Genomic DNA, 25,376 nt, shown 5'->3' on the forward strand with positions numbered 1-25,376 from the left:
GCGGCATCCCGGAGGCACGGATCAGGGCAGGGCGCGACCGAGTCCGGAGAACTCGAGCGAGGCCTGCTCCGGATCACGCCACGCGCGGTACGCGAGGGCATCGGGGCTCGTCACCCCATAGGCATCACGCAGCGCAGCGACGCACCGCTCGGCGAGTTCCCGGAAGTCGACCGCGTACGCGGGCAGCGGGAGCTCCGCGGTCCAGTTCGGCTGCGCGACCCCCGGCTCCTTCCACCCGGTGGCCCGCAGCACCGATTCGTCGGCATCCGCGACCACGTCGCCCCCCGGCGCCTCGGCGTGGAGCATCTCGGGGTCTCCGGCGAACTGCACGTAGCGCAGCGGGTCGCCATCGACCGAGACGATGAGGAACACGCGGTCGGTCACACCGCGGAGCGCGGTGATGAGACGGAGCGTGAAGGCTCCCCACTCCGACGGCTGCGCGTCGGACGGTCGCGGGACCGGGCGCTGCGCGACGGCGTCTCGGGTCGACTGCGCCCACGGCATCGGCTCCGGTGTGCGCGTGGTCGTGAAGGCGAGGTCCCGGTCGTCGACGGGCACGAACTTCAGCCACGACTGCAGTTCGGGCCGCTCGAACCCGAACCTCTCGAACCCCTGCTCGGCTGCGCGCGGATCGCGGGTGTCGAGGCGTGCCAATGCTCCGTCGCCGGGCTCGACCGTGACCGGGATGCCGCGATACGTGCCGTGGTGTGCGACGCGGAAGCACTCCAGCTGCTCGTCGGGTGCGATGTTGCGGACCCACCCGCTCCCGATCTTCCGGAAACCCTCGACCGGGGTGGGGCTCCAGAGCGCCCAGTTGCCTCCCGGAGAGGCGAGCGGGTACTCCGTGTTCCCCACGCGCACGTATCGCCCCGACTTCTGCATGGTCAGCACCCCGGCTTCCGGATCGGCGTCGCGAGCACGCGCATCGTCTTCGGCCACCGCGCGCTGAACGTCATACGAGCCACCCTAAGCGAGCCGTCCGACCTCGCGGTCGACGACGACCGTCAGTCCCCCTCGCCCCGATCGACGAGAAGGGCGTGCAGGTGTCCGGCGGCCGCGAGGAGCGCGACGCTGCGCCGTGTGAGCGCGACCAGCCGGCCCTGGAGGATGCGCTGCACCTCGCCCGTGTCGGCATGCTGCCGCACGTGTTCGAGGATGCGCGAGATCGCGGGGATGCCGTAGCCGCCCGCGCGCAGGGCGGCGACGATGCGCGCCTCGGTGATCGCCGCCGCGCCGTACGACCGCGTGGATGCCGTGCCGCGGAGCGGATGCACCAGCCCTTCCTGCTCCCAGTGACGGAGCGCGGACGGGCGGATGCCGAGGGCCTGCGCGAGTTCGCCGATGGTCATCGCATCCGCGTCGTCGAAGTCTTCGCCGGCTTCGACCAGAGCGACATCGAGACCGCGCAGCGCCTCGCGCACTCGGGAGCGCTCGGCCGCGAGACCGACATGCAGGTCATCGATGCGCTCGGCCGCGGCCCCGACCGGCGCCCCGATCAGAGTCGGCATCAGTCGCCGGGCGGGCACGGGGCCGATGGCCGCCGCCATCGCACGATAGGCGCGCGCGGCGGTCTCGTGCCGTCCCGCATAGCGGCGGTAGCCGTTGGCTCCGCGCTCGGCCGGAGGGATGACCCCGAGCCGCTCCAGGTCGCGCACCTGCTGCGTCGAGTAGCCCACGCGTCGACCGAGCGCAGCCGTCGTCATGACATCCTCTTGAGGGTTTGGCATGTGATTCGCCCTCCTTCCCGCTTCCAAGTCCACATAAGCACGTGAACCTCATCATTGAGGGATGACAATGCAGGAGATCATCGAAACAGTCCGTGGCTTCGACGGCGCCCTCGTCGTCACCCCCGAAGCGGGCAGCGACTTCCCTGCGCTTTCCTGGGGAGACGCCTACTTCTATCACGCACCGGACGGGCGGATGCCGGAGCGCACCCAGCCGTACGGAACGATCATCACGAAGGACTACCCCGACGACACGGCTTCCGCGCTGAATGCGCCAGGGCGGTTCCGTGTGAACATCCACGTCGGACGCGAGCAGGTGGCGTCGCTCGTCCCCGTGGATACCGCGCCGGCGGAAGTCGACGTGTTCCAGCGGCATCCGCTCTACGGCGCGGCCGGGTGGGTGTGCGTGATCGACCCCGCGGAGCGCACCTCGGAATCCGTGCTCGATCTGCTCCGCCAAGCGCACGAGTCCGCCCGGCAGCGGTCCCAGCGCCGGGCGAGGTGAACATGACCACCGTGCAGGGCATGACCGAGGCCGACCGCAGGATCGTCGCCGTGTGGGCGGCCGACTGCGCCGAGCGGGCACTGCCCCTGTTCGAAGCGGAGGCGCCGGACGACGACCGCGCCCGAGACGCCATCGCCCGGGCACGAGCATTCGCCCGGGGTGAGCTCAGCGCCGCCGAAGAGATCCGTCGGCGGTTCGTCGCGGGCAGGGCCGCCCACAGTGCGACCTCGCCGGCAGGGGCTGCTGCCGCGCGGGCCTCCGCACAGGCCGCGGGCGTCGCCCACATGGGCGCCCATGCACTCGGAGCGGCGGCATACGCCGCGAAAGCCGTGGAGCTCGCGCACCCCTCGGCGCCCGAGGCACGCGCCGAAGAGGTGCGCTGGCAACTCGCCGCCCTGTCCCCTGAAGCATCCGCCGCTCTGCGCGCACTCCCCCCGCTCGGCGAGGATTCCGCGGGCCCTCTCGGCCCCGGCCTGCTCGCCACCGGCACGCTGGGCGAGGTGACCCGCGAGATCCAGCAGCACCTCCGCTGACGCGTCCTGCCGAGCTTCAGCCCCGATTCAGCGTCGACCGGCCACACTGGAGGAATGCGGATCCTGGTGGTGGACGACGAGGTGCGCCTGGCCGAGGGTGTGCGCCGCGGCCTGGAAGCCGAGGGCTTCGCCGTGGACGTCGCGCACAACGGCGTCGACGGGCTCTGGCGAGCACGGGAGACGCGGTACGACGCGATCGTGCTCGACCTGATGATGCCGGGCATGAGCGGCTGGAAGGTGTGCGAGGCGCTGCGCGCCGAGGAGAACTGGACGCCCGTGCTGATGCTGACCGCCAAGGACGGCGAGTGGGACCAGGTCGAGGCGCTCGAGACCGGCGCCGACGACTACGTCACCAAGCCGTTCTCGTTCGCGATCCTCGTCGCCCGCCTCCGCGCCCTCGTGCGCCGCGGAGCCGTCGCTCGCCCCGCGGTCCTGGAAGCCGGCGACCTGCGACTCGACCCCGCCGCCCACCGCGTCTGGCGAGGCGACACCCCGATCACGCTCACCGCGCGCGAGTTCTCGGTGCTCGAGTATCTGATGCGCCACCGCGGCCAGGTGCTGTCGAAGCGCGCGCTCATCGAGGGCGTCTGGGACGACGACTTCGACGGCGACCCCAACATCGTCGAGGTCTACGTCGGGCACCTGCGCCGCAAGCTCGACAAGCCGTTCGGCCGCGAGACGATCGAGACGATCCGCGGTGCGGGCTACCGGCTGGCGGCCGACGGTGGCTAGTCGCAACTGGCGCTCGGTGCGCGGGAGGACCACGCTCGGGGCGACGGTCGTCGTCGCGGTGGCGTTGCTCATCGGCGCCTTCTCGTTCTACGAGGTGCTCAGCGCCAGCATCCACGGCAGCACGGAACGGGCGGCCGAGCAGCGCCTCGACGAGCTCGCCGAGCGCAGCGACGGACCGGGCCGCGGCGGGATCGACGCCCTCGAGGACGAGTTCGTGCAGCTCATCGGCGCCGACGGATCGGTGCGGGCGGCCAGCGAAGACGCCAGGGAAGCGCTCGGTGCCGCGGCCCTGCCCGTGTCCGACGACCCTCAGACGCTGACCGTCGACGGGGAGCGGATGCTCGTCGTCTCGGACGACCTCGATGACGACCAGACACTAGTGCTGGCCGTTTCGATGGATGACGACGCCGAGACCCTGACGACGGTCGCGACTCTGCTCGCCATCGCCGTGCCCCTGCTCCTGCTGCTCGTCGCGGTGACCACCTGGCTCGTGGTCGGCCGGGCGCTCCGACCGGTCGAGCGCATCCGCGAGAAGGTCGACGGCATCACCGCCGAGCGCCTGCACCAGCGCGTGCCGGTGCCCGAGACGGCCGATGAGATCGCGGCACTCGCGACCACCATGAACGGCATGCTCGATCGACTCGATGCCGCGGCCACCGCGCAGCGGCGCTTCGTGTCGGACGCCTCGCACGAGCTGCGCTCCCCGCTCGCGACCATCCGTCAGCACGCCGAGCTCGCGCAGGCACACCCCGGCGTGACGAGCATCGGCGAGCTCGCCGAGGTCGTCTCGGAGGAGGGGCTGCGCCTGCAGGGCATCGTCGAATCCCTGCTGCTGCTCGCCCGGCTCGACGAGGGCGCGAGCACGCACGACGAGGCGGTCGACCTCGACGACATCGCGCTCGGCGAGGTGCGCCGACTGCGCGCGGCCGGGTTCGATGTCGACGGCTCCGGCATCCAGGCGGCCAGGGTGAACGGCGATCCCCGTCTGCTCGGCCAGCTGGTGCGCAACCTCGCCGACAACGCGGTGCGGCACACCCGCGGCCGGGTCGCGATCGGCGTGACCCCCTCGGGCGGTCACGTGTTCGTGACGGTCGAGGACGACGGCGCCGGCGTGCCCGCCGAAGAGCGCGACCGCATCTTCGAGCGCTTCGTCCGCCTCGACGAGGCGCGCAGCCGTGATGCCGGTGGCAGCGGACTGGGTCTCGCGATCGCGCAGGGCATCGCCGCCTCGGCTCGCGGAACGCTCGCGGTCGACGACTCCCGCTGGGGCGGCGCCCGCTTCGTCGTCACGCTGCCCCTCGGCGGCTGAGCGCTTGATCAGCCGTTCCTGAAGACCGCTTCAGGAGGCTTCAGGGAGGCTTCAGCGCCGGCGCGAGACCATCGGGACATGGACGACAAGACACCCACCCCGGACCAGACTCCCGACCAGACCCCCGCGAGCACCCCGGATGCGCAGACCGTTCCGGTCACCCCCGCTGCGGACGCGGCCACGCCGGCAGCCGGTGTCGGGCAGCACCCCATGTTCCCCGCGGCCGAGCCGGTCGCCACCCCCGCGGCATCCGCGCCGAAGCCCGGGCGCAAGCGTGCACTCCTCATCGGTGGCGGCATCGCGGCGGCCGTGATCCTCGCGGGCGGCGGTATCGCGGTCGGGGCGGCCATCGGCGATGAGTTCGGCGATGACGACGACCGGCCCGCGATGTCGGACGGCCCGCGTCACGACGAGGGAGCGCCCCACGGCGATCGCGACGACCGCCGCGACGACGACGACGGCTCGTCGAACGACCGCGGTCCGGTGACCGGCATCGGCACGGCATCGGCCGACGAGCTCATCGAGATCGCGGATGCCGCACGCGGCGCTGCCGAGGGCGAGGTCACGTCGATCGACGCGAAGCGTGACGGCACCTGGGAGGTGCAGCTCACGACCGCCGACGGCACTGAGACCGACGTCCGCGTCGACGAGACCCTCGCCGCTTCCGTGATCGAGACGGATCCAGCCGACGGCGACGACAACGGTCCCGCGCTCACCCTCGACGACGCCACGATCCGCTCGCTGGTCGACGCCGCGCTTGCGGAGGCCGACGGCATGATCACCGACCTCGATGTGGACGGCGACGACGTGAGCCCCTACGACGCGTCGGTCCTCACATCGGACAACCGCTCGATCGACATCGACTTCAGCGCCGACTTCGCCGTCGTCGGGACCGACATCGACTGAGCCGAGGGCCTCGTCCCCGGGCCGTCCTGCGACGTCCGACATCCCGATGCCGCCGCCCCTCCCCCGGGGGCGGCGGCATCGTCATGCGCCGGGGCGGACACGGCGACGGCTAGCATTCAGGGATGAGCACCTCCGGACCGATCGACGACATCTCCATCGGCGGCGAAGTGATCCGCCTCGGACAGTTCCTCAAGTTCGCCGGCCTCCTCGACTCGGGCGGCGACGCCAAAGAGGTCATCATCGACGGATACGTGACCGTCAATGGCGAGGTGGACCGACGCCGCGGACGCCAGCTGCGCGACGGCGACCTGGTGTCGTTCGAAGGCCGAACGGTGCGCGTCCGCCCCTGACGCGGGAGCTCAGCGGACGTCGCGCGGCAGGACCTTCCGCACGGTCACGACGATCAGGGCGATCAGCAGGCCGACCAGAGTCACATCGGCCACGATGTACGCGTAGTGCGCCCAGTTGGTCCCGGCGGCGGCGAGTCCCGCGATCACCAGGTCACTGCGCTGGTTCAGCACGGGGCGGATGACGGCGACCTCGATGAGGTAGACGAACCAGATCGACCCGAGGATCCCCAGCGTCGCGCGCCCCGCCCGCGCGCGCAGGCTCACCACGGTGAGGACGATGAGAACCACTCCCGCGAGCACGTTCAACGCCGTGAACACGAGCCGCCCGATGCCCAGTCCGATCGGGATCGTGACACCCGGCGCCAGGAACTTCAGCGGCGCTTCCAGGAACGAGATGGCGATGATCGCGCCGAGCAGGAACGCCGGCAGCAGCAGACGGAGGGCCGTGGTGGTCCGTGCCATGCCTGTCACCGCTTCCCTTCGCCCGCAGATGGATCCGCGTCCGACGCTACGCCGACCTCTCGATCGAGGCGCCGCCGAGCACCGTGCTTAACCGCTGCTCACAACCATTCGAACACCTGCTCGATGAGGATCCCGACACCGATGACGGTCATCGCGATGCCGGCGAGGCGGGTGACCAGCGAGCTCGCGCGCGGCCGGGTGCGCAGCAGGCGGCGGGCGAGCAGTCCGACCGTCGTGTAGACGATGGCGATGTTGAGCAGGTGCAGTCCGCCGAGCGCGAGCATCTGCGTCGTCGACGACCAGCCGTCCGGACTCGTGAACTGCGGCAGCAGAGCGAGCAGGAGCAGCAGCCCCTTGGGGTTGATGCCGCTCACTCCCGACCCGCGCAGGAACTGGGACCATCCGCCGGTCGCGATCGGCTCCCCGCTCTCGGTGATCGGCGCCGGGCGGCTGGCGAGCGTCGTCGCGCCGAGGAAGATCAGATAGAGCGCACCGACCACGGTCAGGGTCGTGAGCGTGACGGGATACGCGGTGACGAGCGCGCCGAGCCCCAGCGCGACGGCGACGATGACCACCGTGTAGCCGGCGAGCATCCCGAGGATCGAGGGTGCGATCGAGCGGGCGCGCAGCCCGGCCGATATCGCGTACGCCCAGTCGGCACCGGGGGTCAGCGCGAGCATGACCGCGACCAGCCAGAACTGCATGACCAGTGCGATATCCATCGGTCCTCCTCAATCCGAGGAAGAGACTACGAAGGATCCCGCGAAAGGTGCTTCGATTCTTCGCGTGCTGACGGCTGAATCCTGCAAGACTTGTCGCCATGGATGCACTTGACCGGGAGATTCTCTCGCTATTGCAGGATGACGGCCGGATGAGCGCGACGAACCTCGCTTCGCAGGTCGGTCTGAGCCTCTCGGCCTGCCATCGACGGCTCAAGGAGTTGGAACAGTCCGGGGCGATCGAGCGGTACCGCGCGGTGGTGGCTCCGAAGGCGGTCGGGCTCACGTTCGAGGCGATCGTGTTCGTGACGATCGGGCGCACCGACAAGGACACCATCGTCGCGTTCGAAGAGGCGGTCGTGGCCATCCCCGCGGTCGCCGAGGCGCAGCGCCTGTTCGGCGACCCCGACTACATGCTGCGCATCCTCACCCGCGACATGAGCGCGTACCAGGAGCTCTACGACAGCACCCTCGGAGCGCTCCCCGGCGTGCAGCGGCTCACCTCGACCATGGTCATGAAGCGCCTCGGCGCCGACCGCGCGGTGCCGATTCCCTGACGGGCGGAGAAGCGTCACCGCACGCGGACGTGCCTATCGATTCCAGTGCCGAAGCTTGTCGGGGTTGCACACGATCCAGATGTTGGACAGCAGATGCGATCGCATCTCGGCCGTGAGCGCGGCGACGATGCGCTCCCCACGAACCAGCGTGAGGCCCGGCACACCGTTGACCGACGCGGTGGCGATGAAGGTCCCCGGCGTCATCAGCGCACGCAGCTCCGACGCGGCCGCCTCCGGCCCCGTCGCCGGCATCGGACCGGTCGGAACGTGACCGCCGCTGTCGATGACCACCACGACCTCCGGGTGGAGCAGCACCCGGATCGCGTCTTCGTCCAGTGCGCAGAGTGCACTTCCGAAAGTCTCGATGGTGTCGGCATCGGCAGCATCATGACGGCGCCGGCGCAGCCACGCCGGGTAGTGCTTGCGGGTCATGCGGTGACCGCGTTGACGTGCCCGAGCTTCTGCGGACTCATCACCCAGAGCAGCTGCAGGATGCCCTCGCTCGACGTGGTCGCCGTGACCATGGTCGTGACCTCGCCGCCCTCGACGAGGGTGGCCGCGGGCTGGCCGTTCACCTGCACCCAGTCGATCGTCTTCCCGATCCAGAAGTGGTGCGCGAACGCCGCGACGAACTGCGCCACGCGCCCGCGACCCACCACCGGGATGCGGGCGGCGAGCTTGGTGCCATTGCCGTCGGTGTAGCTGACGACATCGGCCGTGAAGAGGGCTTCGAGCTCGTGGGCATCGCCCTTCTGGGCGGCCGTGAGGAACGCCTCGAGCAGCCGACGCTGCGCCACCGGGTCGACGTGGGCGTTGCGCGTGGACGACAGGTGCGCCCGTGCCCTGCTGACGAGCTGCCTCGCGCTCACGACACTGCTGGAGATCACCTCGGCGATGCGCGGGTACGGATAGTCGAACGCCTCGCGCAGGATGTACGCCGCCCGTTCGGTCGGGGTGAGCTTCTCGAGCGTCAACAGGATCGCGAACTGCAGCGCCTCCGCCCGTTCGGCGCCGAGCGCCGGATCGTCATCGGTATTCACGGGCTCGGGAAGCCACGGGCCGATGTACGTCTCCCGCCGCGAATGCGACGACTGCAGCACATTGATCGAGAGCCGGGTGGTGATCGTCGTCAGGAACGCCACGGGTTCCTGGATCTTGCTGCGATCCGTGTTCTGCCAGCGGATCCACGTCTCCTGCACGATGTCTTCGGCATCGGCGACCGTGCTCAGCATCCGGTACGCGATGCCGAAGAGTCGTCGGCGGTGCGTGTCGAAGACCCGTACCGCCTCGTCGAGGTCTGCGGTCTCACCGAATCCGCTCTCGGCCATCGTCACGCCCTTCGCCCCCCTGTCTTCATCGGAGTCCTGCGACCAGGCGTCGGCCCTCTTCGTGAACCCAGGCATCGAGGGTCGTGGACGCGAGACGCAGCGGAGACCGAGGAAGCAGCAGGTCTCCAGAGATGTTGAAGCCCAGGGTAGTGGTGTCCTCGTCCTCGACGACATAGCGCGGGTCATGGTCGACGCGGAGCACGCGACGCACGAACTCGGGGAGGGCCATCTGCTCGGGGCCTCCGAAGTCGACCGCGCCGCCGAGCGGATCCCCCATCGCCAGGTCGACCAGCGCTTCGGCCACGTCGGATGCCGCGACCGGCTGTACGGGCTTCGGTGGCAGATGCACGGTGTCGTGTGCGGTGTTCCACTCCGCGATCTTCCGCGCGAAGTCGTAGAACTGCGTGGACCGGAGGATGGAGTGGGCGATCGGCCCCGACCGAACGAGGTTCTCCTGCACGCCCTTGGCGGCGAAGTAGCCGTCTTCCCCGGCGTGATCCGCGCCGACGATCGACAGCACGACGTGGTGCTTCACTCCCGCGCGCTCCTCCGCCTCCAGCAGACGCTGCGTCGTGGTCTCGAAGAACTCGCGTGCGGCGGCACCCGACACGTCCGGGGCGTTCGTGACGTCGATGACGGCATCCGCGAACTCGAGCGCCGCATCGAGGCCCTGCCCCGTGCGCGCATCCACGCCGCTCGCCGGCGCAGCCACCACGACCGCCTGAGCTCGACGTTCGAGTTTCTCGACGACCATCCGGCCCACCTGGCCGGTCCCACCCAACACGACGATCCGCATCTCGCTCGCTCCGTTCCTGGGTCCCGCGCCGTGCGCGCAGGGGGTTCTCGTCAACAGTGACCGGACAGCACCTCGAAGTGTGACAACGGTCAGAGAAGTTTCACGTGGCCGCCCGGATGCGCCGGCGTTCGTAGATCAGGGTCGCGGTCAGCAGGAGCGCACCGATGACGATGCCCGCGATCTGTGCGGGCAACTCGGCGACTCTGAAGACCCCGACGAGCACCAGGGCCACGAGGGCACCACCGAGGACGGCGTTCACCGCGCCGACCATGCTGGCCATGGTGAACAGGAACGAGGATCGCGCGTACCGCACCCCGAGCTCGCCCGACTTCGGCGTGTCGAGCGCGATCAGCTCGGAGCCCCGCGGATGCAGGCTGACGAAGTACTCGCGGATCAGCTCCATGCGTTGACGCGCGGTGATGTTCTCGACACTCGTATCGACGAGTCTCACGACCGTGAACCAGCCCAGCGCGAAGATCGCCGGCAGGACGGTGAACGCGAGCACGCCGATCAGGGCCGGCGAGTTCGCGGCGAATCCGATGGCCACCAGACCGCTGGACAGGGTCGACAGGTAGATCGAACTGCGTGTTCCCGCTTCGCTGATCGTCGAGCTCGCCGCCGACTGCAGCACGAACAGCTCCGTGCCGACGGCACTGTTCAGGGCCGAGACATCGGGCCTCTCGTCGGTCATGATTCGCGCCGTCGCTCGGCGTCAGTGCGGGAGAACGCCTGCTCGCTGATGGTCGACATGTTCACCTTCCGGGTCGTGGGGCGCAAAATCGCGCTGTCGACAGCAGAGACCGGGTGGGCGCCCCGGTTGTGACAGGCCTCGAGCGAACAACCGTTTCGAGATGTCACAGGGGGACGCGGTTCACGGTCACATTTGCGTCCGAGAAAAGATCAGGAGAAGCAGATGGAAAGCAGTCTCGAAAGCAAAGTCGTGCTCGTGACCGGTGCGTCGTCGGGAATCGGCCGGGCCGCCGCCCTCGCCCTCTCCCATGAAGGGGCGATCGTGGTCGCGGCCGGACGTCGCGCCGAGCGCTTGCAGACGCTGGTGGAGGAAGCGCCAGGAGAGATGGTGGCCATGGAGCTCGATGTGACCGAGCCGGAATCCGTCGACCAGGTCGTCTCTGCGGTCGTCGCCCGCTTCGGTCGGCTCGACGCCCTCGTGAACAACGCCGGTCTGATGCTCGCGGGCATGATCCTGAACGCGGACACGGACGAGTGGGTGCGGATGGTGGAGACCAACCTGCTGGGTTCGATGCGCGTTGCCCACGCGGCGCTCCCCCACCTCATCGAGTCGCACGGCTCGTACGTGCAGGTGTCGTCGACGTCGGGTCGCATCTCGTCGGCCGGGGCTGCCGCCTACTCGGCGACGAAGTTCGGCATCACCGCGTTCGCCGAGTCGTTCCGCCAGGAGGCGACCCCGTACGGGGTGCGGACGATCGTCGTGGAGCCGGGCTTCGTCGCCACGGAGCTCGTGAACCACACCACCGACCCGGTGATGCGGGAGGCGGCCGATCGCATCGGTGAGTCGATGCGCACCCTCCAGCCCGAGGACATCGCGGCGGCCGTCGTGTACGCCCTCGGGCAGCCCGATCATGTGGCGGTGAATGAGATCCTGGTGCGGCCCACCGATCAGCTGCACTGAGGATCACGGCTCCCTCCGTGTCGCGAATGGTGCGCCGTCGTCGTCCTGACGGCGGCGCACCTTCGTCTCACGGCGTTCCGGCACCGTCTCCCGGCGGTTCGGCGACGTCGGCCACCGCCTGGGCGAACGCGTGGGGCGCCTCGGCCGGGAGGTGATGCCCCGCGTGCGGGATCCGGCGATGCTCGCGCGGGCCGGTGAACAGGTGCGCCTGCGGCGTGCCGTCGGTCGCCGGGAAGTTGCCGTCCGCCATGCCGTCCAGCGTGATCGTCGGAACGCTGATGGGCGGGGCCGACGCCAGTGCGCGCTCGAGCTCGTCGTACTTCGGCGCCCCGGGTGCCAGTCCGAGCCGATGACGGTAGGAGTGGATCACGACGTCGACGTAGTCGGGGTTGTCGAACGCGGCGGCGGCACGATCCATCTCGGCATCGCTGAACGCCCACTCCGGCGAATTGCGGCGCCAGATCACGTCGGCGATCTCGCGTCGGTTGGCGTCGAGGCCTCGGCGTCCGCGATCGGTGGCGAAGTACCAGAAGTACCAGAATCCGGCTTCGAGATCCGGACGGATCGGCGTCTGAGAGGCGGCGATGTTCTGGATGAGATACCCGTTCACCGAAACGAGGCCCGAGATCCGCTCGGGCCACAGCGCCGCGACGACACAGGCGGCGCGACCGCCCCAGTCGTACCCGGCGAGGACCGGCTCGTCCAGGTCGAGGGCGTCGATGAACGCCAGGAGGTCGGACCCGAGCGCCGCCTGCTCTCCGGTCCGAGGCGCGTCCTGATCGCGGAACCGGGTGCCGCCGTGGCCGCGCAGATACGGGACGATCGCCCGGTATCCGGCTTCGACGAGCATCGGCGCGACTTCGACATAACTGTGCACGTCGTACGGGTAGCCGTGCAGGAGCACGACGGGATCCGCCTGCGGGTCGCCGAGGTCGAAGTAGGCGACGGAGAGGTCTCCCGCATCGACACGGCTGGCGGCGGGAAACGCGGAGGGGGCAGTGGTCATGGTCATTCCTTCTCTGGCCGATGGTGCGGCGCCCCGCACCGCGGTGGCAGTGCGGGGCGCCGCGGTCGTGTCAGGCCGCGCTCGACGTCTGGCTCGCGACGTACGCCTTGCCGGCGGAGGCGATGACCTCGGCGACGATGTCGGGGTTCGACACCAGGGCGGCGTGCGATGCCCCCGCGATCTCACGCGTCGCCCGAGACGACGCACGCTCCGCACCGGCGCGGAAGACGGCGAGGGGGATGTTGAGGTCCTGGTCGCCGAACACGTGCCAGGAGGGGATGCCCTTCCAGGCCGGGTTCGCGGCGGTGACCGCATCCGAGAGCGCCGCCTCGGTGACGGGCCGCTGGGTCGCGGCCATGAGGGCGGCGACGTCCTCCGCCACATCTGCCGCGAACTGGTGGTGGAAGGCTTCCGTGCGAATGGCGAACTCGTTGCCACCGGTCGTCACGGGGTACGCGGTGAGGGTGTCGCCGAGGGTGCTTCCCGGCGCGCTCGTCGACAGGTCGAACGCGCTCTGGCCGGTCTCCGGGACGAACGCCGAGACGTAGACGAGACCGACGACGGCGGGGTTGTCGGCCGCAGCCTCGGTGATCACGATGCCGCCGTAGGAGTGGCCGACGAGGATGACGGGTCCGCCGATGGAGGCGATCACATCGCGCACGTAGGCGGCATCGACGGCGAGGCTGCGCAGCGGGTTCGCGGCGGCGACGACCGTCACGCCGTGGCTCTGCAGCCGGCTGATGACGCCGTTCCAGGACGCGGATTCGGCGAACGCGCCGTGGACGAGGACGATGGTGGGCTTTTCCGTGGACATGGTTTCTTCTTTCTTCGGGGGCGGGGTGGGTGGTGCGGGGTCAGGCGACGGTCAGGGCTTTGCGGAGCACGTGGATGGCCTGCTCGATGGCGGCCGTCGTGGCGGCGGAGCTGCGCAGCGGGTTGAGCATCATGAAGTCGTGGAGGGTGCCGTCGTAGCGCACGAGGGCCGTCCGCACGCCGGCCTCGATGAGCTTGCGACCGTATGCCTCACCCTCGTCGCGGAGCACATCGTTCTCGTCGACGATGAGGAGGGTCTCCGGCAGCCCCTCGAGTTCGCTGATCGGGGCGCGCAGCGGGGAGGCGGTTACGTCCTTGCGGGCTTCCACATCGGGCAGGTAGCAGTCCCAGAACCACGCCATCGCGTCGGCGCGCAGGTGGTATCCCTCGGCGTACTCGCGGTAGCTCTCGGTGTTCTGGCCGGCATCGGTGACCGGGTAGTACAGCGACTGGTGCAGGAAGACGACGTCACCGCGCCGCTTGGCGAGGATCGCGACCACCGCGGCCATGTTCCCGCCGACCGAGTCGCCGGCGATGGCGAGTCGTGAGGCGTCGAGGCCCTTGATCGCGCCCTCGTTCATGATCCACCGCGCGGTGGCATAGACCTGCTCGATGGCGACGGGGTGGTGCGCCTCCGGCGAGCGCTCGTATTCGACGAAGACGATCGCCGCCTGCACACCGTTCGCGAGCTCGCGAACCAGACGGTCATGCGTGCCGGAGTTGCCCAGCACCCAGCCGCCGCCGTGGACGTAGAGCACGACGGGGAGCTCCCCGGTCGTGCCGACGGGCTTGACGATGCGCACCTGCACGTCGCCGACCTCCGCGCGGACGGTGACCCACTCGTCGGTGACGTCGGCTTTCGCGATGGGCCCGGCCTGGACGTCGTCCAGCAGTGTGCGCGCGCCGTCGACACCGAGGTCGGCGAGGAACGGGGGCTTTCCTGCGGCTTCGGCGAATGCCCGGGCTTCGGGCTCGAGAACATGGTCGGTCATGGCAGATCCTTTCGTGGGGTGCGAGCCGGTCCGGATCGTCACCGATCATGGGCTCTTGCAAGCCAGGACCAGGTGAGGCCGAAGAATGTGACGACATCTTCGGAGCCGGTCCGCCGCCCGTCGGTCGGTGTCACAACGCGAGCGGCTGCGCGGTCATGTTCGTACGGAGAGGATCCGGAACCGGCATCGGCAACGAGGGAGAGACATGCGAATCACGGTCATCGGCGGAACAGGACTGATCGGCACGAGGCTCGTCCGCACGCTGCGAACGAGCGGGCACGATGTCATCTCCGCCGCTCGCGCCACCGGCGTCAACTCGTACACCGGCGAAGGGCTAGAGGATGCTCTGGTCGGCGCGGACGTCGTCGTCGACGTCTCGAACTCGTCGTACACCGACGAGGAGGCCGCCCGCGACTTCTTCTACACCTCGACGATGAACCTGCTCACCTACGGCGAGGCCGCCGGAGTCCGCCATCACGTCGCACTCTCCGTCGTCGGCACCGACCGTCTGGCCCGTGCGGAGGGCGGTTACTTCGTGGCGAAAGAGCAGCAGGAGCGGATGATCGTCGAGTCGCGACGCCCATACTCCCTCGTGCACGCCACCCAGTTCTTCGAGTTCATCCGCAACATCACCGACCAGGCGGCGCGCAGCGGCGCCGTCCGTGTCGCGGATGTGCTCGTGCAGCCGATGGCCGCCGACGATGTCGCCGAAGCGGTCGCTCGCACGGTCGTCGGCGAACCGCTCTTCGGCATGGTGGAGTTCGGCGGTCCGGAGGTCTTCAGCCTCGAACAGATCGCCGCCCAGGATCTCCGGGCCCGGCAGGACGAGCGTGAAGTGGTCGCGGACCCTCTCGGCACCTATTTCGGAGCGCGTCTGCAGAACCGCGATCTACTCCCCGAAGCGACCGCGACGATCGCTCCCACGAGGTACCACGAGTGGCGTATCGCGGCGACCGTCTGAAGACCAGACCGTGCGCGATGGCTTCCGTCACAACGAGGGCTGCCACTCGGTCATAGCTGATGGGCACCCCTTCGGCGCCCCGGAAAGGAAGGCATGAAATGGCAAAGATCGTCGTCATCGGAGGAACCGGCCTCATCGGTTCGAAGGTCGTCGCGAAGCTGAGCGAGCACGGCCACGAGGCCGTCGCCGCCTCTCCCAACACCGGCGTCAACTCGCTCACCGGCGAAGGACTCGCCGAGGTCCTGGTCGGCGCGAACACGGTCGTCGACGTCTCCAACTCGCCGTCGTTCGAGGCCCAGGACGTCCTGAAGTTCTTCACCACCTCCACGCGCAACCTGCTGGCAGCCGAGGCGGAGGCGGGCGTGACCCACCACGTCGCGCTCACCATCGTGGGCACGAACCGCCCGCAGCACATCGACTACTTCGCCGCGAAGGTGGCGCAGGAGCAGCTCATCCGTGAGTCGGGCATCCCGTACTCCCTCGTGCACGCCACGCAGTTCTTCGAGTTCGTCGGCAGCATCGCCGACATCTCGACCGAGGGCGACACTGTGAGCCTGCCGGGCGCGCTGATCCAGCCCATCGCCGCCGAGGACGTGGCGACCGCCGTCGCGCGCGCTGCGGCGGGCGAACCGGCCGGCGACTTCGAGATCGCGGGCCCCGAGGCCATGGGCATGGACGAGTTCGCCCGGCGCGCGCTGACGTTCCGTGGCGACGCCCGCACGGTGGTCCGCGACGACACCGCTCCGTACTACGGCGCCGTGATCGAGGAGCGCACCCTCATCCCCGTCGAGGGCGCGCACATCTTCGAGACGACTCTCGAACAGTGGCTGCCGCTGAACCCGCCTCGCAAGTAGCGGAAGCGCACCGGACCACACCACGAAGCGGGCACCCACTCGACCGAGAGAGGGTGCCCGCTTCTTCGGGTTACTGGTAGGTCACCGTCGTGTCACCCTGCGGGCCTTCACGCCCGCCGGAACCGCGCGGCCAGCGCCGGGTCGACGTCCACATCGCCGAAGGATGCCGTCCACGCCCCGTCCACCGCGATCGATTCGCCGCTCAGGTAGGGTGCCTCATCCGAGAGCAGGAAGGCCGTCACCGCGGCCACTTCATCGGAGCGGGCGATGCGTCCCATCGGCGGCCCTTCGGCGAGTCCACGCTCCTCGGCGGCGGGGTCGGGGGCTGCGGCGATCTTGGCTTCGAGGTGCGGCGTGCGCACGCCGCCGGGGGCCACGGTGTTGGCGCGGATGCCGAGGCGGCCGTAGCTCACCGCCACGCTGCGGGTCAGTGCGTCGATGCCGCCCTTGGTGAACTCGTAAGCCGCGTGGTCGGGGTGGCTGGCGCGGCCGTGGATCGAGCCGACGTTGACGATCGCCCCGGCGAGGCCCTGATCGATGAAGGCCGATACCGCGGTCGAGCAGCCCCAGATGTAGCCGAAGCCGTTGATGTCGAGGATCTCGCGCACGACGCTCTCATCGAGCTCGTGCAGCGGGGTGTGCTTCGTGATGCCGGCGTTGTTCACCCAGCCGGCCAGGGGTGCCCGTGCGATCGCTGCCTCTGCGGCCCGCTGGTGGACGGCGCGGTCGGAGGCGTCCCCGAGAACGACCTCGGCCACGATCCCCTCCTCGAGCGTGCCCGACCCCGGAGACCGCTCCAGCCCCACGACGATCCATCCGTCGGCGGTCAGTCGCTCGGCGATGGCGCGACCGATGCCCTTTCCGCTGCCGGTCACCACGACGCTGCGTGCGGATTCGGTCATGATGTGTCCCTCTCGGCGCTGAAGTGGGTCGGATGCACTTCCCGTTTGCTATAGCAATCACGAGCATAGCCGGGAGGATGGTCGTCAGCGCAAGCGGATCAGCCTCGAACACTGCCGAGGCTTGTCGACGAGGACGAAGACTCCTCAGACGGCGACCGCGCTGATCGACGCATGGGCGCGACGACCGTCCTGCACACGGGTCTCGCTGTCGACGACCGCGAAACCCGCCCGCTCCAGGTGCGCGGACATCCCGTCGATCGTCACGACTCAATTCCGGGTCAGGATGGAACCGGATGCCGGCGGGAGACGAATAACCAGTGTGAGCAACGACAACGACATCATCCGTGAATCGTTCGACGCCGCGGAGCGATTCTCCGAGATCTTCGAACGACATATCGACGCGGTCTCCGGCTATGTCGCCCGCCGCGTCGGACCGGCGGCGAGAGACGACGTCGTGAGCGAGACCTTCCTGATCGCGTTCCGCAAGCGCGGGCGCTACGACATGTCCAGGCCATCGGCGTTGCCGTGGCTGATGGGCATCGCGACGAACGTCCTCGGCCAGCATCGCCGCGCGCAGGCCCAGCACTGGCGAGCTCTGCAGGCGTCCGTCGCCCAGAGCGACCCCGTCGCCGCGGACGACCACGATCGGTCGTCCGCTCAGCTCGATGCGGCCGGGGAGATCGAGCGCCTCTATCCGCGGATCGCAGCCCTCTCCGCCCGCGACCGGGAGGTCCTCTTCCTGCACGCGTGGGGAGACCTCACCTACGAGCAGATCGCTGCCGCGCTGCGGATCCCGGTCGGCACGGTGCGATCGAGGCTGAGCCGCATCCGCACCAAACTCGCGGCCCCACCGCCGTCGCCACCGCCGAAGGTTCCCCATGAGCCCCGGCCCGCGACCGCACACATCCGACTTGCTGAGAAAGAGATCATCCATGGACATCCTTGACACGGTGCGCGAGATGAAGCCCACCTACCCCGCGTCTTCGCAGGCTCCCCGTCGCGCCCTCCACCAGGAGATCGCCCGGTCGCGACGCCGACGCCCCGTCGGACGCATCGTCGCGGTGGCACTGGCAGGCACGGCCGTCGCCGCGGTGGCGGTCACAGCCACCGTCCTCATTCCCCCGGGAGTCGTCGGCCAGCCGCAAGCGGCCTCGGCATCGACGTACCTCAACGAGACCGCGGCCTCCATCCGCGCCGCCGTCGCCGCGCCGATGGAAGTGACAATCACGACGCGGCACCTGGGCATGATCGGCGGCCCGAACGAGAAGTTCCTGCCGTTCGGAAACCTCAGGTCGGATGCGACCGCTGCCGTCGTCACCGAGTCGAGCGCGAGCTATCTCAGCACACCGGATCGCAAGTTCTCCGAGACCTCTCACACGGAGTTCCACGCCTCCGAGATCTTCGGCGATGAGGCGGCCGCCCATGCCGCGTGGACGTCGTACTACGGCTCTTCGTATCCGATCGGGAAGGAGCCTCGGACGCTCGCTGAGGTTCACACGTATGACGCCTTCGTCGAGGACCTCCCCGTTCCCACCTCCGACTTCCCGTCCGAACCCGCGGCATTCCTCGCCGCGTGGGAGAGCGGCATGGAAGACCGGCTGATCGCCGAGAAGGCTGAGGCGGCGAAGATGCCTCAGGACGGAGAGCCGGAGACCAACGGGTTGTACGAGAGCATCGAAGAGAAGTACGAGATGCCGGCCGCCGAGTACATGTTGAACGAGCTCCTGTGGTCGGTTCCGATCCTGACCGCATCCCCCGAGTATCGAGCGACCTTCCTCGAGGCGCTCGCTCTGGCTGAGGGGATCACCGTCGAGGAGGGTGCCACGGCCGACAAGGTGCTCGTCTACGAGACCGACGACGCCCGGTTCCGCCTGACGGTCAACCCCGAGGCGGGCGCCATCGTCGAGATCGAGAAGTTCATGCTCCGCGTGCTCCCGGAGCCGTGGAGCAACCACACGAAGGACGACCCGCTCGTCGAGGTCGGCACGACCCCGTTCCTGCCGGAGGGAGTGGCGGACTTCTCCGCATCCTTCACGACTGCACCTGCGGACTGACGGGTCCGCCCCTCGTGCCCTTCTCATCCGCGATACCGGGTGAGGAGGGCACGTCGCCGTTCACGGCACAATCGTCAGAGTCTCCGGCCTGGCCTCCGCTAGGCGTCGGTTGCGAGCGTCGGACCGCGGGGCGAGTAGCGGGCCGCGATCTCGACTGCGTGCTGATGGAGCACATCCCTCAGCTCGGGAGGGCTGAGGGCTTCAGCGTCGACTCCTAGTTTCCAGATCGCCCATGCCGCGTGGCGCAGGTCCTGAAAAGTCAACTCCATTCGAAGCCAACCATCCGACTCGGCCGTCTCGTGAACGATCGCGAGAGCCGTCTCGGCGAGTTCCTCTCGTCGCGCGGGGTCTAGCCGGGCGGCGACGATGAACTGCACTTCTCCGGCACGAAAACGTGCACTGCGCGCTTCCCAGAGTTGGGCGAGGTTGACCTCACTCGGGCGTTCTGCAGGAGCGGCGAGTGCCTCTGCCGCCAGAACCCGAGAGAGACGGTAGGTGCGATCATGGCCATCGACCAACGCGAGAAGGTAGCTCCTCTCCCGGACCGTCACGAGGCCGATGGGGTCTACGTGCCGCCAGGCGGCGTCACGACCTTCGGCGGCGTAGTGAATGCGCAGTTTGCGTCCGTCGAGCACAGAGCGGCGCACCTCGTTCATGACCGTCTCCGAGATGCCTTCGGCGAGCCGGTACCGGGACAGGAGATCCGCTTGAGGTTCGAACAGTATGCGCTGCGCGGCGTCGGTCGCCGCGGCTTGATGGCCGGCCGGTATCGCGTCGACGACCTTGCGCATGGCGGAGGACAGCGCCGATCCCAGGCCGAACACCTGTCGCCCCCCGATGCTCCCGGCCGTGAGCAGGGCGAGGGCTTCCTCCTGGTTGAGGCCCATCAGCTCGGCACGAAATCCAGGGAGCAAAGAGAAGCCGCCGTTGCGACCGCGGTTGACGTAGACCGGCACCCCGGCGGCGGACAGCGCCTCGATGTCTCTGAGAATGGTGCGCGTAGACACTTCCAGCTCGTCGGCGAGCTGGGATGCAGAGAGCGAACCCCGTTGCCGCAGGAGCAGCACGAGAGAGACCAGGCGATCGGCACGCATAGGAAACTTTCTCAGAAATACATGACAAGAGGTGTCGTGTATCGCTGCGAGGCTCGAAGTGTCGTCGATTCGGACGGCGATCGGCTGGACCGGATCACCGGCACGGCACACACAACGAATGGAGAAGAGATGACACTCGAACGCACCGCAGTCAACCCGGTCACGTGGTCGCTGGAAATGGGGTTCAACCAGGGTGAGGTCGTGTCCGCTGAGTCCCGCACGTTGTACATCTCGGGGCAGACCGCGATGAACAAAGAGGGACAGCCCGAGCACCACGGCGACATGGCCGCTCAGCTCGCGCTCAGCATCGACAACCTCGAGGCGGTGTTGACGGAGGCGGGGATGACCCTCGCGAACCTCGTGCGCCTGAACGTCTACACGACCGACGTCGACGCACTGTTCCCACACTACGGAGAGCTCGCCGGACGGCTCGGCGCCGCGGGCGTCTCGCCCACGACCACAATGCTCGGAGTCTCGCGCCTTGCGATCCCCGGCCAGCTCGTCGAGTTGGAAGGTACGGCGGTCGCCTGATCGGACGGCTCAGACGACCGCCACGCTCGACGCCGTGCCTGCGACGTCGAGCGTGGCGGAGCCCCGTCGGGCGCATCCCTCGCAGGAATGAATCGGTGTCCGTCCGAAGATGGCGGTCCGTGGGTTCGGTTTCGCCTCGGTCTCAGGCGTGGAGGCTCATCTGAGGGCGATCGCGCCCAGCCCGTCGGAGGCGACCGCCCCTGACGACATGCCCGGAACGAGGACGCACGGCTGATAGCTGACGCCCGGCTGCCGGGCTGCGGGGTCGTCCGCCAGCAACGCCTCGGCCGCCACTCGCCCCAGGCTGTTCAGCTGAGGATCCACCGAGGTGAGGAATCGATCGGGGCTCCCGCTGTACTTCGACCAGTTGTCGTAGCCGACCAGTGCGACGTCTTCCGGGACCCGGACACCGGCCTGTTCGAACGCACGGGTGACGCCCAGAGCGATGTAGTCGTTGCCGCAGAACACGGCGTCGAACTCGCCCCGCCGTTCGAGCAGCTCGAGACCGGCCCGGTAGCCCCACGGAATGGTCCAGTCGCCGAACAGGGGTTCCGACAGCGCGATCTCCACGCCGGCATCAGCGAGCTCGGCACGAAAACCGCTCAGACGATCCTGGACCGCCCGCGAATACTCCATCGCGGTCACATGCGCGATCCTCGTTCTACCCTGGCGAAGGAGGTGCGCGGCGGCCAAACGCCCTGCCTGCACATCGTCCGGGAGAAAGCACGTGTCCTCGGGGTTGTCCGAGACTCCGAAGACATGGATCACCGGCGTCTGGAACGACTCCGATATCGAGGGGAACGGCACGTCCGTGCCGTCACCCACCACGATGATCCCGTCGACTCGGCGGGCCTGCAGCGTGCGAAGGTTCTGCGGCCGGGCGGCGACATTGTCCTCATCGTCGTAGACGAGCACGGCGACATCGTGCTTGCTGAGCTCCGCGATTATCCCGGTGATGACCGGAGTCGAGAAGTTGCCCGATGCCTTCTGGGCGAGAACACCGACCGTGAAACTGCGCCCGAGCGCGAACGACTGCGCGAGCGCATTGGGCCTGAAGTCCAGTCGTGCTGCGGCCTCATGGATGCGCTGCCGCGTCTCGACGGATACATGTCCACCGCCGTTGAGCACGCGCGAGGCCGTGGGCACAGAAACACCCGACTCTGCCGCGACATCCTTCAAGGTCACCGGCCGCCTCATCGCGCTCCTTCCCGATCCCTCATCCTCTCAGGATCCCACGAGCCGCCGAGCACCGCTCATCTTCTACGACCCCACCAGATCCGAGATCGTGAGCCCGGACAACCAGGACTCCTTCATCGTGACCTCGGCGTCGTCGACCGCGCGCTCGTGCGTGGATTCGAACATCCGGCGCGCGAGGATCTGCGCGGCGATCGCACGATCCTCAGGAACGGCCATGTCCAGGCCCTCGGCGACCTCCGGTCGAGCGCGTATCAATGCATCCAGGGCGCCCGGATCGTCCGTCAACGCGGTGGCGTCCGCCGTCTCCTGCTCCGATGCCGCATCCGCCATCTCCTGGAACTCATACTGTTCGAGGGTCTTCTCCACCGGCCCGTAGAGCACTTCCCCTGCTTGGGAGGACGCGTGACGTGCGGCTTTGTCGGCTTTCCACCGCTCGACCAGGCTTTCGAAGGACGCGTCATCGATGAATGTGAGGGCGACCGCGCCCTGCCGACGGACGACCCCGTCGACGCAACGCGCGGCTGCCTCGTCAACCAGAAGTTCGCCCGCACGGCTGTCGTGCACCGGGTCCGTGTCGTCCACGACCCACCCCTTCTTGGACGCGGTATCCATGACCGTGGCTTGAACCTGACTGACGCAGTATCGGAACTCATCCGCATGAACCGGTGTTCCGTTCACCTCCATGGCGGTGCCGTTCTTCGCGGCACCCGGTGATGCGGGGGCGGGAGCGCATGCGCAGAACCCCAGCGCCATGAAGAGGGCGATGCACGCCGCAACGTACGGTCGTTTCACTGGTGCTTCCTTTCGGTCTCTTGCCCTGGTCACCGCTTCGGTTCCGCCCCCGCAGGGTGTTCGAACGATCGATCTTCCGATCGCTCGAACACCCTGCGCTCGGACGGCTACGGCTTCTTGGCCACGACCGGGCCGCTGTATGCGCCGATGTTCGGTGCGGCCGTCCCCGACACCGCATTGCCCCAGTAGTCGCGGCCCCCGTTGCCGGAGATGATGCGGCCTGCCGCGATCGCCGGCGATCCGGCCGTCAGCTTGTAGCCGTCGACGGTGTCGAGACCGTCGCCTCCCGTGCCCGGGTTGGCGAACAGCGGGTCGGCGTTGATGGCGTTGGCATCTGCCGCAGGGCCGGCGAACCCGTGATAGACGTTGCGGTCGACGGTGATCCCCCGATCGGTATCGAACCGGGTCAGGCTCGAGCCGACGAAGATGTTGTTGGCGACCGTCGAGTTCGCAGCGAGCCGGATGTCGAACGCACCGCCCGGGTTGTAGAGCGTGTTGTTGTACATCTCGAGCTTGACCTTGGCGTTGCCACCGCTGCCCGCGTTGACGATCCCCTCGCCCTGCGACACGTTGTACCGCACGACCAGCTCGGGGGTGTCGGTCTGTGCCGGACCGAAGCAGGTGAGGCACTCGAGGTAGAACCCTCCGGCGTTCTCATGGCTGTAGTTGTACTGATACGTGCACGAACCGGTGATGCCCCAGTCGCAGTCCCAACCCATCGAGTCCGGCCCCGGCTCGGTGCGGGCCGACTCGTTGAACTGAAGAACCGGATTTGCGCTCGTGTAGGCCCAGATGCCGGCGATCGCGCCACGGTTGACCGCGTCGTGTCCGGCGTCATAGCTCAGGTTGCGCTCGACCAGGGGGTCGACGGAGACGCCGATCAGGATCGAGTCGGCGGCCGCGCGAAGCACGGAGTTGCCTCGGACGACGACGTTGCGGTTGTGGTTGATGGTGTCGTCCCCATTCGGGGAGCCGACGATCGCGATACCCATCGATTTCACGTCGCGGATCGAGTTGTCCTCGATGGTGACGCCGTCGAAGTATCCCGTGAGCCCGCTGGCTTTGGCCGGCAGGCGAACCTGGATTCCTGCCGAGACGTAGCGGTCTGCGGCGTTGCGGTCCGAGCGGCCGGTGACGTCGTGGACATCGAGGTTCTTGATGGTGATGCCGGATCGCACCTCGTTGCCGGTGTTCTCCACGAGCACGCCGCTGCGCTTTCCCTCCGCAGCGGCGATGTTCGTCACCTCCAGGCCGTCGACCGTCCAGTAGCTGACGTCCCTCAGGGTGACGGGCGCTTCGACACCGCCTCCCCCGTTGATGATCGGTTTCGCGCCGGTGCCGTAGCTGCCCAGAACGATCCGTTTCGCAGAAGTGCCACTCCCCGACGCTGTGAAGGAACCTGCGCAGGTCGTGCCGGCTTTGAGTCTGATCGAGTCTCCCGCAGCGAAGGCACCCCCCGGAGCCTGGATCGCGGCGAGCGAGTTCCATGGACTGTCCTGCGTGCCGGTCCCATTGGCGGTCGCCGCGCAATCGACGAAGAACGTGGTGTCCGCGGCGTTCGCGGGTGCCGCTCCTGCCCCGGTCAGGGGCGCTCAACACGACGGCGGCTCCGACAGCGGCAGTGATCGCGGCCCTCCAGCGGCCCGGCTTCTGTCGCGTTGCCGCGACGGCGGATGGAACAGAATGCATGGTGCACTTCCTTTCTTCGGAGGGTCCGAGCGGGCGCTCGGACCGGAGGTCAGGTCTTCACGGCACCCGCCGACATGCCGGCGACGACGTAGCGCTGCAGGAAGCTGAACACCAGGATCAGCGGCAGGACGCCGAGAAGCGCCGCCGGGAACAGCGTCGTCGGCTCCACCGTGTTCGGGTCGATCAGGGCATAGGCGTTCGCCATGATCGTGCGGTTCTGCTCGCCCTGGAGGAACACGAGGGGAACGATGAGGTCGTTCCACACGACCAGGCTGATGAACGTCACCAGCGTCGCCGTGACGGGTGCCAGGAGCGGGAAGATCACGACGAAGAAGATGCGAAGCGGACCCGCACCATCGATCGCCGCGGCCTCCTCCAGCTCCGTCGGCACCTGGCGCATGAAGCTGGTGTAGAAGAACACGGCGATCGGAAGGTTCATGGCCGTGTAGACGAGGATCACGCTGAGATGCGTGCCCAGGATGTGCAGATCCCGGATCATCAGGTACAGCGGTGCGATGAGCACATAGATCGGGATGGTGGTCCCGATGATGAACACGCGGTAGGTGGTGTTCGTCCAGGAGCGCCCGATCCGGCTCAGCGGGTAGCTGGCCATGGCGCCGAAGGCGACGGTCAGCACGCAGGAGCACACCAGGATGATGAGGGTGTTCGCGACGCTCTGCGCGTAGTTGATGCGCTGGAACGCATCCACGACGTTGTCGAGCGTGAGGTGTTCGGGCCACCCGAGCGGATTCGCCGACACGTCAGCGGCCGGTCGGATCGCGGTCAGCACGGCGAACGCGAACGGGGTCACGAGCAGTGCGACGCCGACGATGAGCCCGATGTCGCCGAGCCGGCGTTTGCCCGCGTTCCACAGGCGGTGGTCGCGTGACCGGGCCGGGGCGGGGAGAGATGCGGACAT

30 protein-coding genes are annotated in these 25,376 nt (G+C 68.5%); 13 read left to right on the forward strand and 17 right to left on the reverse strand.

All coding sequences use genetic code 11. The features are described from left to right. Positions 1–21: 21 nt before the first annotated feature. Together ACCO44_RS18375 and ACCO44_RS18380 are read right to left on the reverse strand one after the other, a co-directional pair. Positions 22–939 carry a hypothetical protein gene (locus ACCO44_RS18375; RefSeq protein ID WP_146114875.1) on the reverse strand — a complete coding sequence of 306 codons (918 nt, stop codon included), beginning with the start codon at positions 937–939 and terminating at the stop codon, positions 22–24. A gap of 65 nt (positions 940–1,004) precedes the next feature. Continuing rightward, positions 1,005–1,703, reverse strand: coding sequence for a MerR family transcriptional regulator (locus ACCO44_RS18380; protein WP_262002355.1), 699 nt, complete (start codon positions 1,701–1,703; stop codon positions 1,005–1,007). An 85-nt stretch (positions 1,704–1,788) separates the two neighbouring features. Between ACCO44_RS18380 and ACCO44_RS18385 the strand changes: the two genes are divergently transcribed. From ACCO44_RS18385 to ACCO44_RS18410, 6 genes are all read left to right on the forward strand, one after another. Continuing rightward, complete coding sequence (locus tag ACCO44_RS18385; protein ID WP_262002356.1) at positions 1,789–2,229, forward strand: DUF6194 family protein; 441 nt, start codon at positions 1,789–1,791, stop codon at positions 2,227–2,229. 2 nt (positions 2,230–2,231) lie between these two features. Next, on the forward strand, positions 2,232–2,762 hold the full coding sequence (locus tag ACCO44_RS18390; protein WP_372467702.1) for a putative immunity protein: 531 nt from the start codon (positions 2,232–2,234) through the stop codon (positions 2,760–2,762). A gap of 54 nt (positions 2,763–2,816) precedes the next feature. Continuing rightward, positions 2,817–3,494, forward strand: coding sequence for a response regulator transcription factor (locus ACCO44_RS18395; protein ID WP_372467703.1), 678 nt, complete (start codon positions 2,817–2,819; stop codon positions 3,492–3,494). Beyond that, a complete protein-coding gene (locus tag ACCO44_RS18400; protein ID WP_372467704.1) occupies positions 3,487–4,803 on the forward strand; it encodes an ATP-binding protein in 1,317 nt (438 codons plus the stop codon). Before ACCO44_RS18395 ends, ACCO44_RS18400 begins: the two co-directional genes overlap by 8 nt. Positions 4,804–4,881: 78 nt before the next feature. After that, complete coding sequence (locus ACCO44_RS18405) at positions 4,882–5,709, forward strand: PepSY domain-containing protein (RefSeq protein ID WP_372467705.1); 828 nt, start codon at positions 4,882–4,884, stop codon at positions 5,707–5,709. Positions 5,710–5,831: 122 nt separating this feature from the next. Next, positions 5,832–6,059: an RNA-binding S4 domain-containing protein gene (locus tag ACCO44_RS18410; protein WP_029264302.1), complete on the forward strand. Its 228-nt coding sequence runs from the start codon at positions 5,832–5,834 to the stop codon at positions 6,057–6,059. A 9-nt stretch (positions 6,060–6,068) separates the two neighbouring features. Here ACCO44_RS18410 and ACCO44_RS18415 read toward each other — a convergent pair whose 3' ends face one another. Beyond that, entirely contained in the window at positions 6,069–6,521 is a 453-nt protein-coding gene (locus tag ACCO44_RS18415) for a hypothetical protein (RefSeq protein ID WP_372467706.1), read from the reverse strand. Positions 6,522–6,619: 98 nt separating this feature from the next. Then, positions 6,620–7,243 carry a LysE family translocator gene (locus ACCO44_RS18420; RefSeq protein ID WP_372467707.1) on the reverse strand — a complete coding sequence of 208 codons (624 nt, stop codon included), beginning with the start codon at positions 7,241–7,243 and terminating at the stop codon, positions 6,620–6,622. A gap of 98 nt (positions 7,244–7,341) precedes the next feature. On the opposite strand from ACCO44_RS18420, the gene ACCO44_RS18425 reads away from it, so the two are divergent. Next, on the forward strand, positions 7,342–7,797 hold the full coding sequence (locus ACCO44_RS18425; protein WP_029264299.1) for an Lrp/AsnC family transcriptional regulator: 456 nt from the start codon (positions 7,342–7,344) through the stop codon (positions 7,795–7,797). A gap of 33 nt (positions 7,798–7,830) precedes the next feature. Here the strand turns inward: ACCO44_RS18425 and ACCO44_RS18430 are convergent, their stop codons facing one another. From ACCO44_RS18430 to ACCO44_RS18445, 4 genes are all read right to left on the reverse strand, one after another. Further along, entirely contained in the window at positions 7,831–8,229 is a 399-nt protein-coding gene (locus tag ACCO44_RS18430; RefSeq protein WP_262002362.1) for a hypothetical protein, read from the reverse strand. Continuing rightward, on the reverse strand, positions 8,226–9,125 hold the full coding sequence (locus ACCO44_RS18435; protein ID WP_372467708.1) for an RNA polymerase sigma-70 factor: 900 nt from the start codon (positions 9,123–9,125) through the stop codon (positions 8,226–8,228). The genes ACCO44_RS18430 and ACCO44_RS18435 overlap by 4 nt, the downstream gene beginning before the upstream one ends. A gap of 25 nt (positions 9,126–9,150) precedes the next feature. Continuing rightward, positions 9,151–9,921, reverse strand: a complete 771-nt coding sequence (locus ACCO44_RS18440) for an SDR family oxidoreductase (protein ID WP_372467709.1) — start codon at positions 9,919–9,921, stop codon at positions 9,151–9,153. Positions 9,922–10,021: 100 nt separating this feature from the next. Beyond that, positions 10,022–10,612 (reverse strand): hypothetical protein, encoded by a 591-nt coding sequence (locus tag ACCO44_RS18445; protein ID WP_372467710.1) that lies wholly within the window; start codon positions 10,610–10,612, stop codon positions 10,022–10,024. Between the two features lie 222 nt (positions 10,613–10,834). Here ACCO44_RS18445 and ACCO44_RS18450 point away from each other — a divergent pair, with 222 nt between their 5' ends. Continuing rightward, positions 10,835–11,572 carry an SDR family oxidoreductase gene (locus ACCO44_RS18450; RefSeq protein ID WP_372467711.1) on the forward strand — a complete coding sequence of 246 codons (738 nt, stop codon included), beginning with the start codon at positions 10,835–10,837 and terminating at the stop codon, positions 11,570–11,572. Between the two features lie 67 nt (positions 11,573–11,639). On the opposite strand, the gene ACCO44_RS18455 is transcribed toward ACCO44_RS18450, so the two are convergent. The 3 genes from ACCO44_RS18455 to ACCO44_RS18465 all read right to left on the reverse strand — a co-directional run bounded on the left by ACCO44_RS18455 (position 11,640) and on the right by ACCO44_RS18465 (position 14,383). Next, positions 11,640–12,578, reverse strand: a complete 939-nt coding sequence (locus tag ACCO44_RS18455; protein ID WP_262002367.1) for an alpha/beta fold hydrolase — start codon at positions 12,576–12,578, stop codon at positions 11,640–11,642. A gap of 70 nt (positions 12,579–12,648) precedes the next feature. Continuing rightward, on the reverse strand, positions 12,649–13,392 hold the full coding sequence (locus tag ACCO44_RS18460; RefSeq protein ID WP_029264292.1) for an alpha/beta fold hydrolase: 744 nt from the start codon (positions 13,390–13,392) through the stop codon (positions 12,649–12,651). 40 nt (positions 13,393–13,432) lie between these two features. Further along, a complete protein-coding gene (locus tag ACCO44_RS18465) occupies positions 13,433–14,383 on the reverse strand; it encodes an alpha/beta hydrolase (protein WP_262002368.1) in 951 nt (316 codons plus the stop codon). A gap of 205 nt (positions 14,384–14,588) precedes the next feature. Here ACCO44_RS18465 and ACCO44_RS18470 point away from each other — a divergent pair, with 205 nt between their 5' ends. Together ACCO44_RS18470 and ACCO44_RS18475 are read left to right on the forward strand one after the other, a co-directional pair. Beyond that, on the forward strand, positions 14,589–15,344 hold the full coding sequence (locus ACCO44_RS18470; RefSeq protein ID WP_372467712.1) for an SDR family oxidoreductase: 756 nt from the start codon (positions 14,589–14,591) through the stop codon (positions 15,342–15,344). A gap of 98 nt (positions 15,345–15,442) precedes the next feature. Further along, positions 15,443–16,198 (forward strand): SDR family oxidoreductase, encoded by a 756-nt coding sequence (locus ACCO44_RS18475; protein WP_029264289.1) that lies wholly within the window; start codon positions 15,443–15,445, stop codon positions 16,196–16,198. Positions 16,199–16,305: 107 nt separating this feature from the next. Here the strand turns inward: ACCO44_RS18475 and ACCO44_RS18480 are convergent, their stop codons facing one another. Then, a complete protein-coding gene (locus ACCO44_RS18480; RefSeq protein WP_372467713.1) occupies positions 16,306–17,100 on the reverse strand; it encodes an SDR family NAD(P)-dependent oxidoreductase in 795 nt (264 codons plus the stop codon). 319 nt (positions 17,101–17,419) lie between these two features. Between ACCO44_RS18480 and ACCO44_RS18485 the strand changes: the two genes are divergently transcribed. Together ACCO44_RS18485 and ACCO44_RS18490 are read left to right on the forward strand one after the other, a co-directional pair. Further along, positions 17,420–18,046 carry an RNA polymerase sigma factor gene (locus ACCO44_RS18485; RefSeq protein ID WP_372467714.1) on the forward strand — a complete coding sequence of 209 codons (627 nt, stop codon included), beginning with the start codon at positions 17,420–17,422 and terminating at the stop codon, positions 18,044–18,046. Then, positions 18,033–19,154: a hypothetical protein gene (locus ACCO44_RS18490; RefSeq protein WP_372467715.1), complete on the forward strand. Its 1,122-nt coding sequence runs from the start codon at positions 18,033–18,035 to the stop codon at positions 19,152–19,154. Before ACCO44_RS18485 ends, ACCO44_RS18490 begins: the two co-directional genes overlap by 14 nt. Before the next feature lie 98 nt (positions 19,155–19,252). Here the strand turns inward: ACCO44_RS18490 and ACCO44_RS18495 are convergent, their stop codons facing one another. Continuing rightward, complete coding sequence (locus tag ACCO44_RS18495) at positions 19,253–20,221, reverse strand: helix-turn-helix transcriptional regulator (RefSeq protein ID WP_372467716.1); 969 nt, start codon at positions 20,219–20,221, stop codon at positions 19,253–19,255. A 156-nt stretch (positions 20,222–20,377) separates the two neighbouring features. Between ACCO44_RS18495 and ACCO44_RS18500 the strand changes: the two genes are divergently transcribed. Beyond that, the gene (locus ACCO44_RS18500; RefSeq protein ID WP_105712165.1) at positions 20,378–20,779 is read left to right on the forward strand and encodes a RidA family protein; all 402 of its coding nucleotides are present in this window, start codon (positions 20,378–20,380) and stop codon (positions 20,777–20,779) included. A 156-nt stretch (positions 20,780–20,935) separates the two neighbouring features. Here ACCO44_RS18500 and ACCO44_RS18505 read toward each other — a convergent pair whose 3' ends face one another. The 4 genes from ACCO44_RS18505 to ACCO44_RS18520 all read right to left on the reverse strand — a co-directional run bounded on the left by ACCO44_RS18505 (position 20,936) and on the right by ACCO44_RS18520 (position 25,376). Beyond that, positions 20,936–21,964, reverse strand: coding sequence for a LacI family DNA-binding transcriptional regulator (locus ACCO44_RS18505; RefSeq protein WP_372467717.1), 1,029 nt, complete (start codon positions 21,962–21,964; stop codon positions 20,936–20,938). Positions 21,965–22,039: 75 nt separating this feature from the next. After that, positions 22,040–22,801 carry a hypothetical protein gene (locus ACCO44_RS18510; protein ID WP_372467718.1) on the reverse strand — a complete coding sequence of 254 codons (762 nt, stop codon included), beginning with the start codon at positions 22,799–22,801 and terminating at the stop codon, positions 22,040–22,042. Between the two features lie 74 nt (positions 22,802–22,875). After that, entirely contained in the window at positions 22,876–24,012 is a 1,137-nt protein-coding gene (locus ACCO44_RS18515) for a hypothetical protein (protein ID WP_372467719.1), read from the reverse strand. 494 nt (positions 24,013–24,506) lie between these two features. Next, positions 24,507–25,376: a carbohydrate ABC transporter permease gene (locus ACCO44_RS18520; protein ID WP_372467720.1), complete on the reverse strand. Its 870-nt coding sequence runs from the start codon at positions 25,374–25,376 to the stop codon at positions 24,507–24,509.

This window comes from Microbacterium maritypicum (assembly GCF_041529975.1).
GTDB lineage: Bacteria > Actinomycetota > Actinomycetes > Actinomycetales > Microbacteriaceae > Microbacterium.

Excerpts from the sequence above, each read along its gene's own strand:
- ACCO44_RS18470 (WP_372467712.1), top strand. The coding sequence starts at position 14,589 with ATGCGAATCACGGTCATCGGCGGAACAGGACTGATCGGCACGAGGCTC.
- ACCO44_RS18430 (WP_262002362.1), bottom strand. The coding sequence starts at position 8,229 with ATGACCCGCAAGCACTACCCGGCGTGGCTGCGCCGGCGCCGTCATGAT.
- ACCO44_RS18500 (WP_105712165.1), top strand. The coding sequence starts at position 20,378 with ATGACACTCGAACGCACCGCAGTCAACCCGGTCACGTGGTCGCTGGAA.
- ACCO44_RS18380 (WP_262002355.1), bottom strand. The coding sequence starts at position 1,703 with ATGACGACGGCTGCGCTCGGTCGACGCGTGGGCTACTCGACGCAGCAG.
- ACCO44_RS18445 (WP_372467710.1), bottom strand. The coding sequence starts at position 10,612 with ATGACCGACGAGAGGCCCGATGTCTCGGCCCTGAACAGTGCCGTCGGC.
- ACCO44_RS18435 (WP_372467708.1), bottom strand. The coding sequence starts at position 9,125 with ATGGCCGAGAGCGGATTCGGTGAGACCGCAGACCTCGACGAGGCGGTA.
- ACCO44_RS18395 (WP_372467703.1), top strand. The coding sequence starts at position 2,817 with ATGCGGATCCTGGTGGTGGACGACGAGGTGCGCCTGGCCGAGGGTGTG.
- ACCO44_RS18520 (WP_372467720.1), bottom strand. The coding sequence starts at position 25,376 with ATGTCCGCATCTCTCCCCGCCCCGGCCCGGTCACGCGACCACCGCCTG.
- ACCO44_RS18450 (WP_372467711.1), top strand. The coding sequence starts at position 10,835 with ATGGAAAGCAGTCTCGAAAGCAAAGTCGTGCTCGTGACCGGTGCGTCG.
- ACCO44_RS18440 (WP_372467709.1), bottom strand. The coding sequence starts at position 9,921 with ATGCGGATCGTCGTGTTGGGTGGGACCGGCCAGGTGGGCCGGATGGTC.
- ACCO44_RS18405 (WP_372467705.1), top strand. The coding sequence starts at position 4,882 with ATGGACGACAAGACACCCACCCCGGACCAGACTCCCGACCAGACCCCC.
- ACCO44_RS18425 (WP_029264299.1), top strand. The coding sequence starts at position 7,342 with ATGGATGCACTTGACCGGGAGATTCTCTCGCTATTGCAGGATGACGGC.
- ACCO44_RS18410 (WP_029264302.1), top strand. The coding sequence starts at position 5,832 with ATGAGCACCTCCGGACCGATCGACGACATCTCCATCGGCGGCGAAGTG.
- ACCO44_RS18460 (WP_029264292.1), bottom strand. The coding sequence starts at position 13,392 with ATGTCCACGGAAAAGCCCACCATCGTCCTCGTCCACGGCGCGTTCGCC.
- ACCO44_RS18480 (WP_372467713.1), bottom strand. The coding sequence starts at position 17,100 with ATGACCGAATCCGCACGCAGCGTCGTGGTGACCGGCAGCGGAAAGGGC.
- ACCO44_RS18390 (WP_372467702.1), top strand. The coding sequence starts at position 2,232 with ATGACCACCGTGCAGGGCATGACCGAGGCCGACCGCAGGATCGTCGCC.
- ACCO44_RS18455 (WP_262002367.1), bottom strand. The coding sequence starts at position 12,578 with ATGACCACTGCCCCCTCCGCGTTTCCCGCCGCCAGCCGTGTCGATGCG.
- ACCO44_RS18465 (WP_262002368.1), bottom strand. The coding sequence starts at position 14,383 with ATGACCGACCATGTTCTCGAGCCCGAAGCCCGGGCATTCGCCGAAGCC.
- ACCO44_RS18415 (WP_372467706.1), bottom strand. The coding sequence starts at position 6,521 with ATGGCACGGACCACCACGGCCCTCCGTCTGCTGCTGCCGGCGTTCCTG.
- ACCO44_RS18475 (WP_029264289.1), top strand. The coding sequence starts at position 15,443 with ATGGCAAAGATCGTCGTCATCGGAGGAACCGGCCTCATCGGTTCGAAG.
- ACCO44_RS18490 (WP_372467715.1), top strand. The coding sequence starts at position 18,033 with ATGGACATCCTTGACACGGTGCGCGAGATGAAGCCCACCTACCCCGCG.
- ACCO44_RS18420 (WP_372467707.1), bottom strand. The coding sequence starts at position 7,243 with ATGGATATCGCACTGGTCATGCAGTTCTGGCTGGTCGCGGTCATGCTC.
- ACCO44_RS18385 (WP_262002356.1), top strand. The coding sequence starts at position 1,789 with ATGACAATGCAGGAGATCATCGAAACAGTCCGTGGCTTCGACGGCGCC.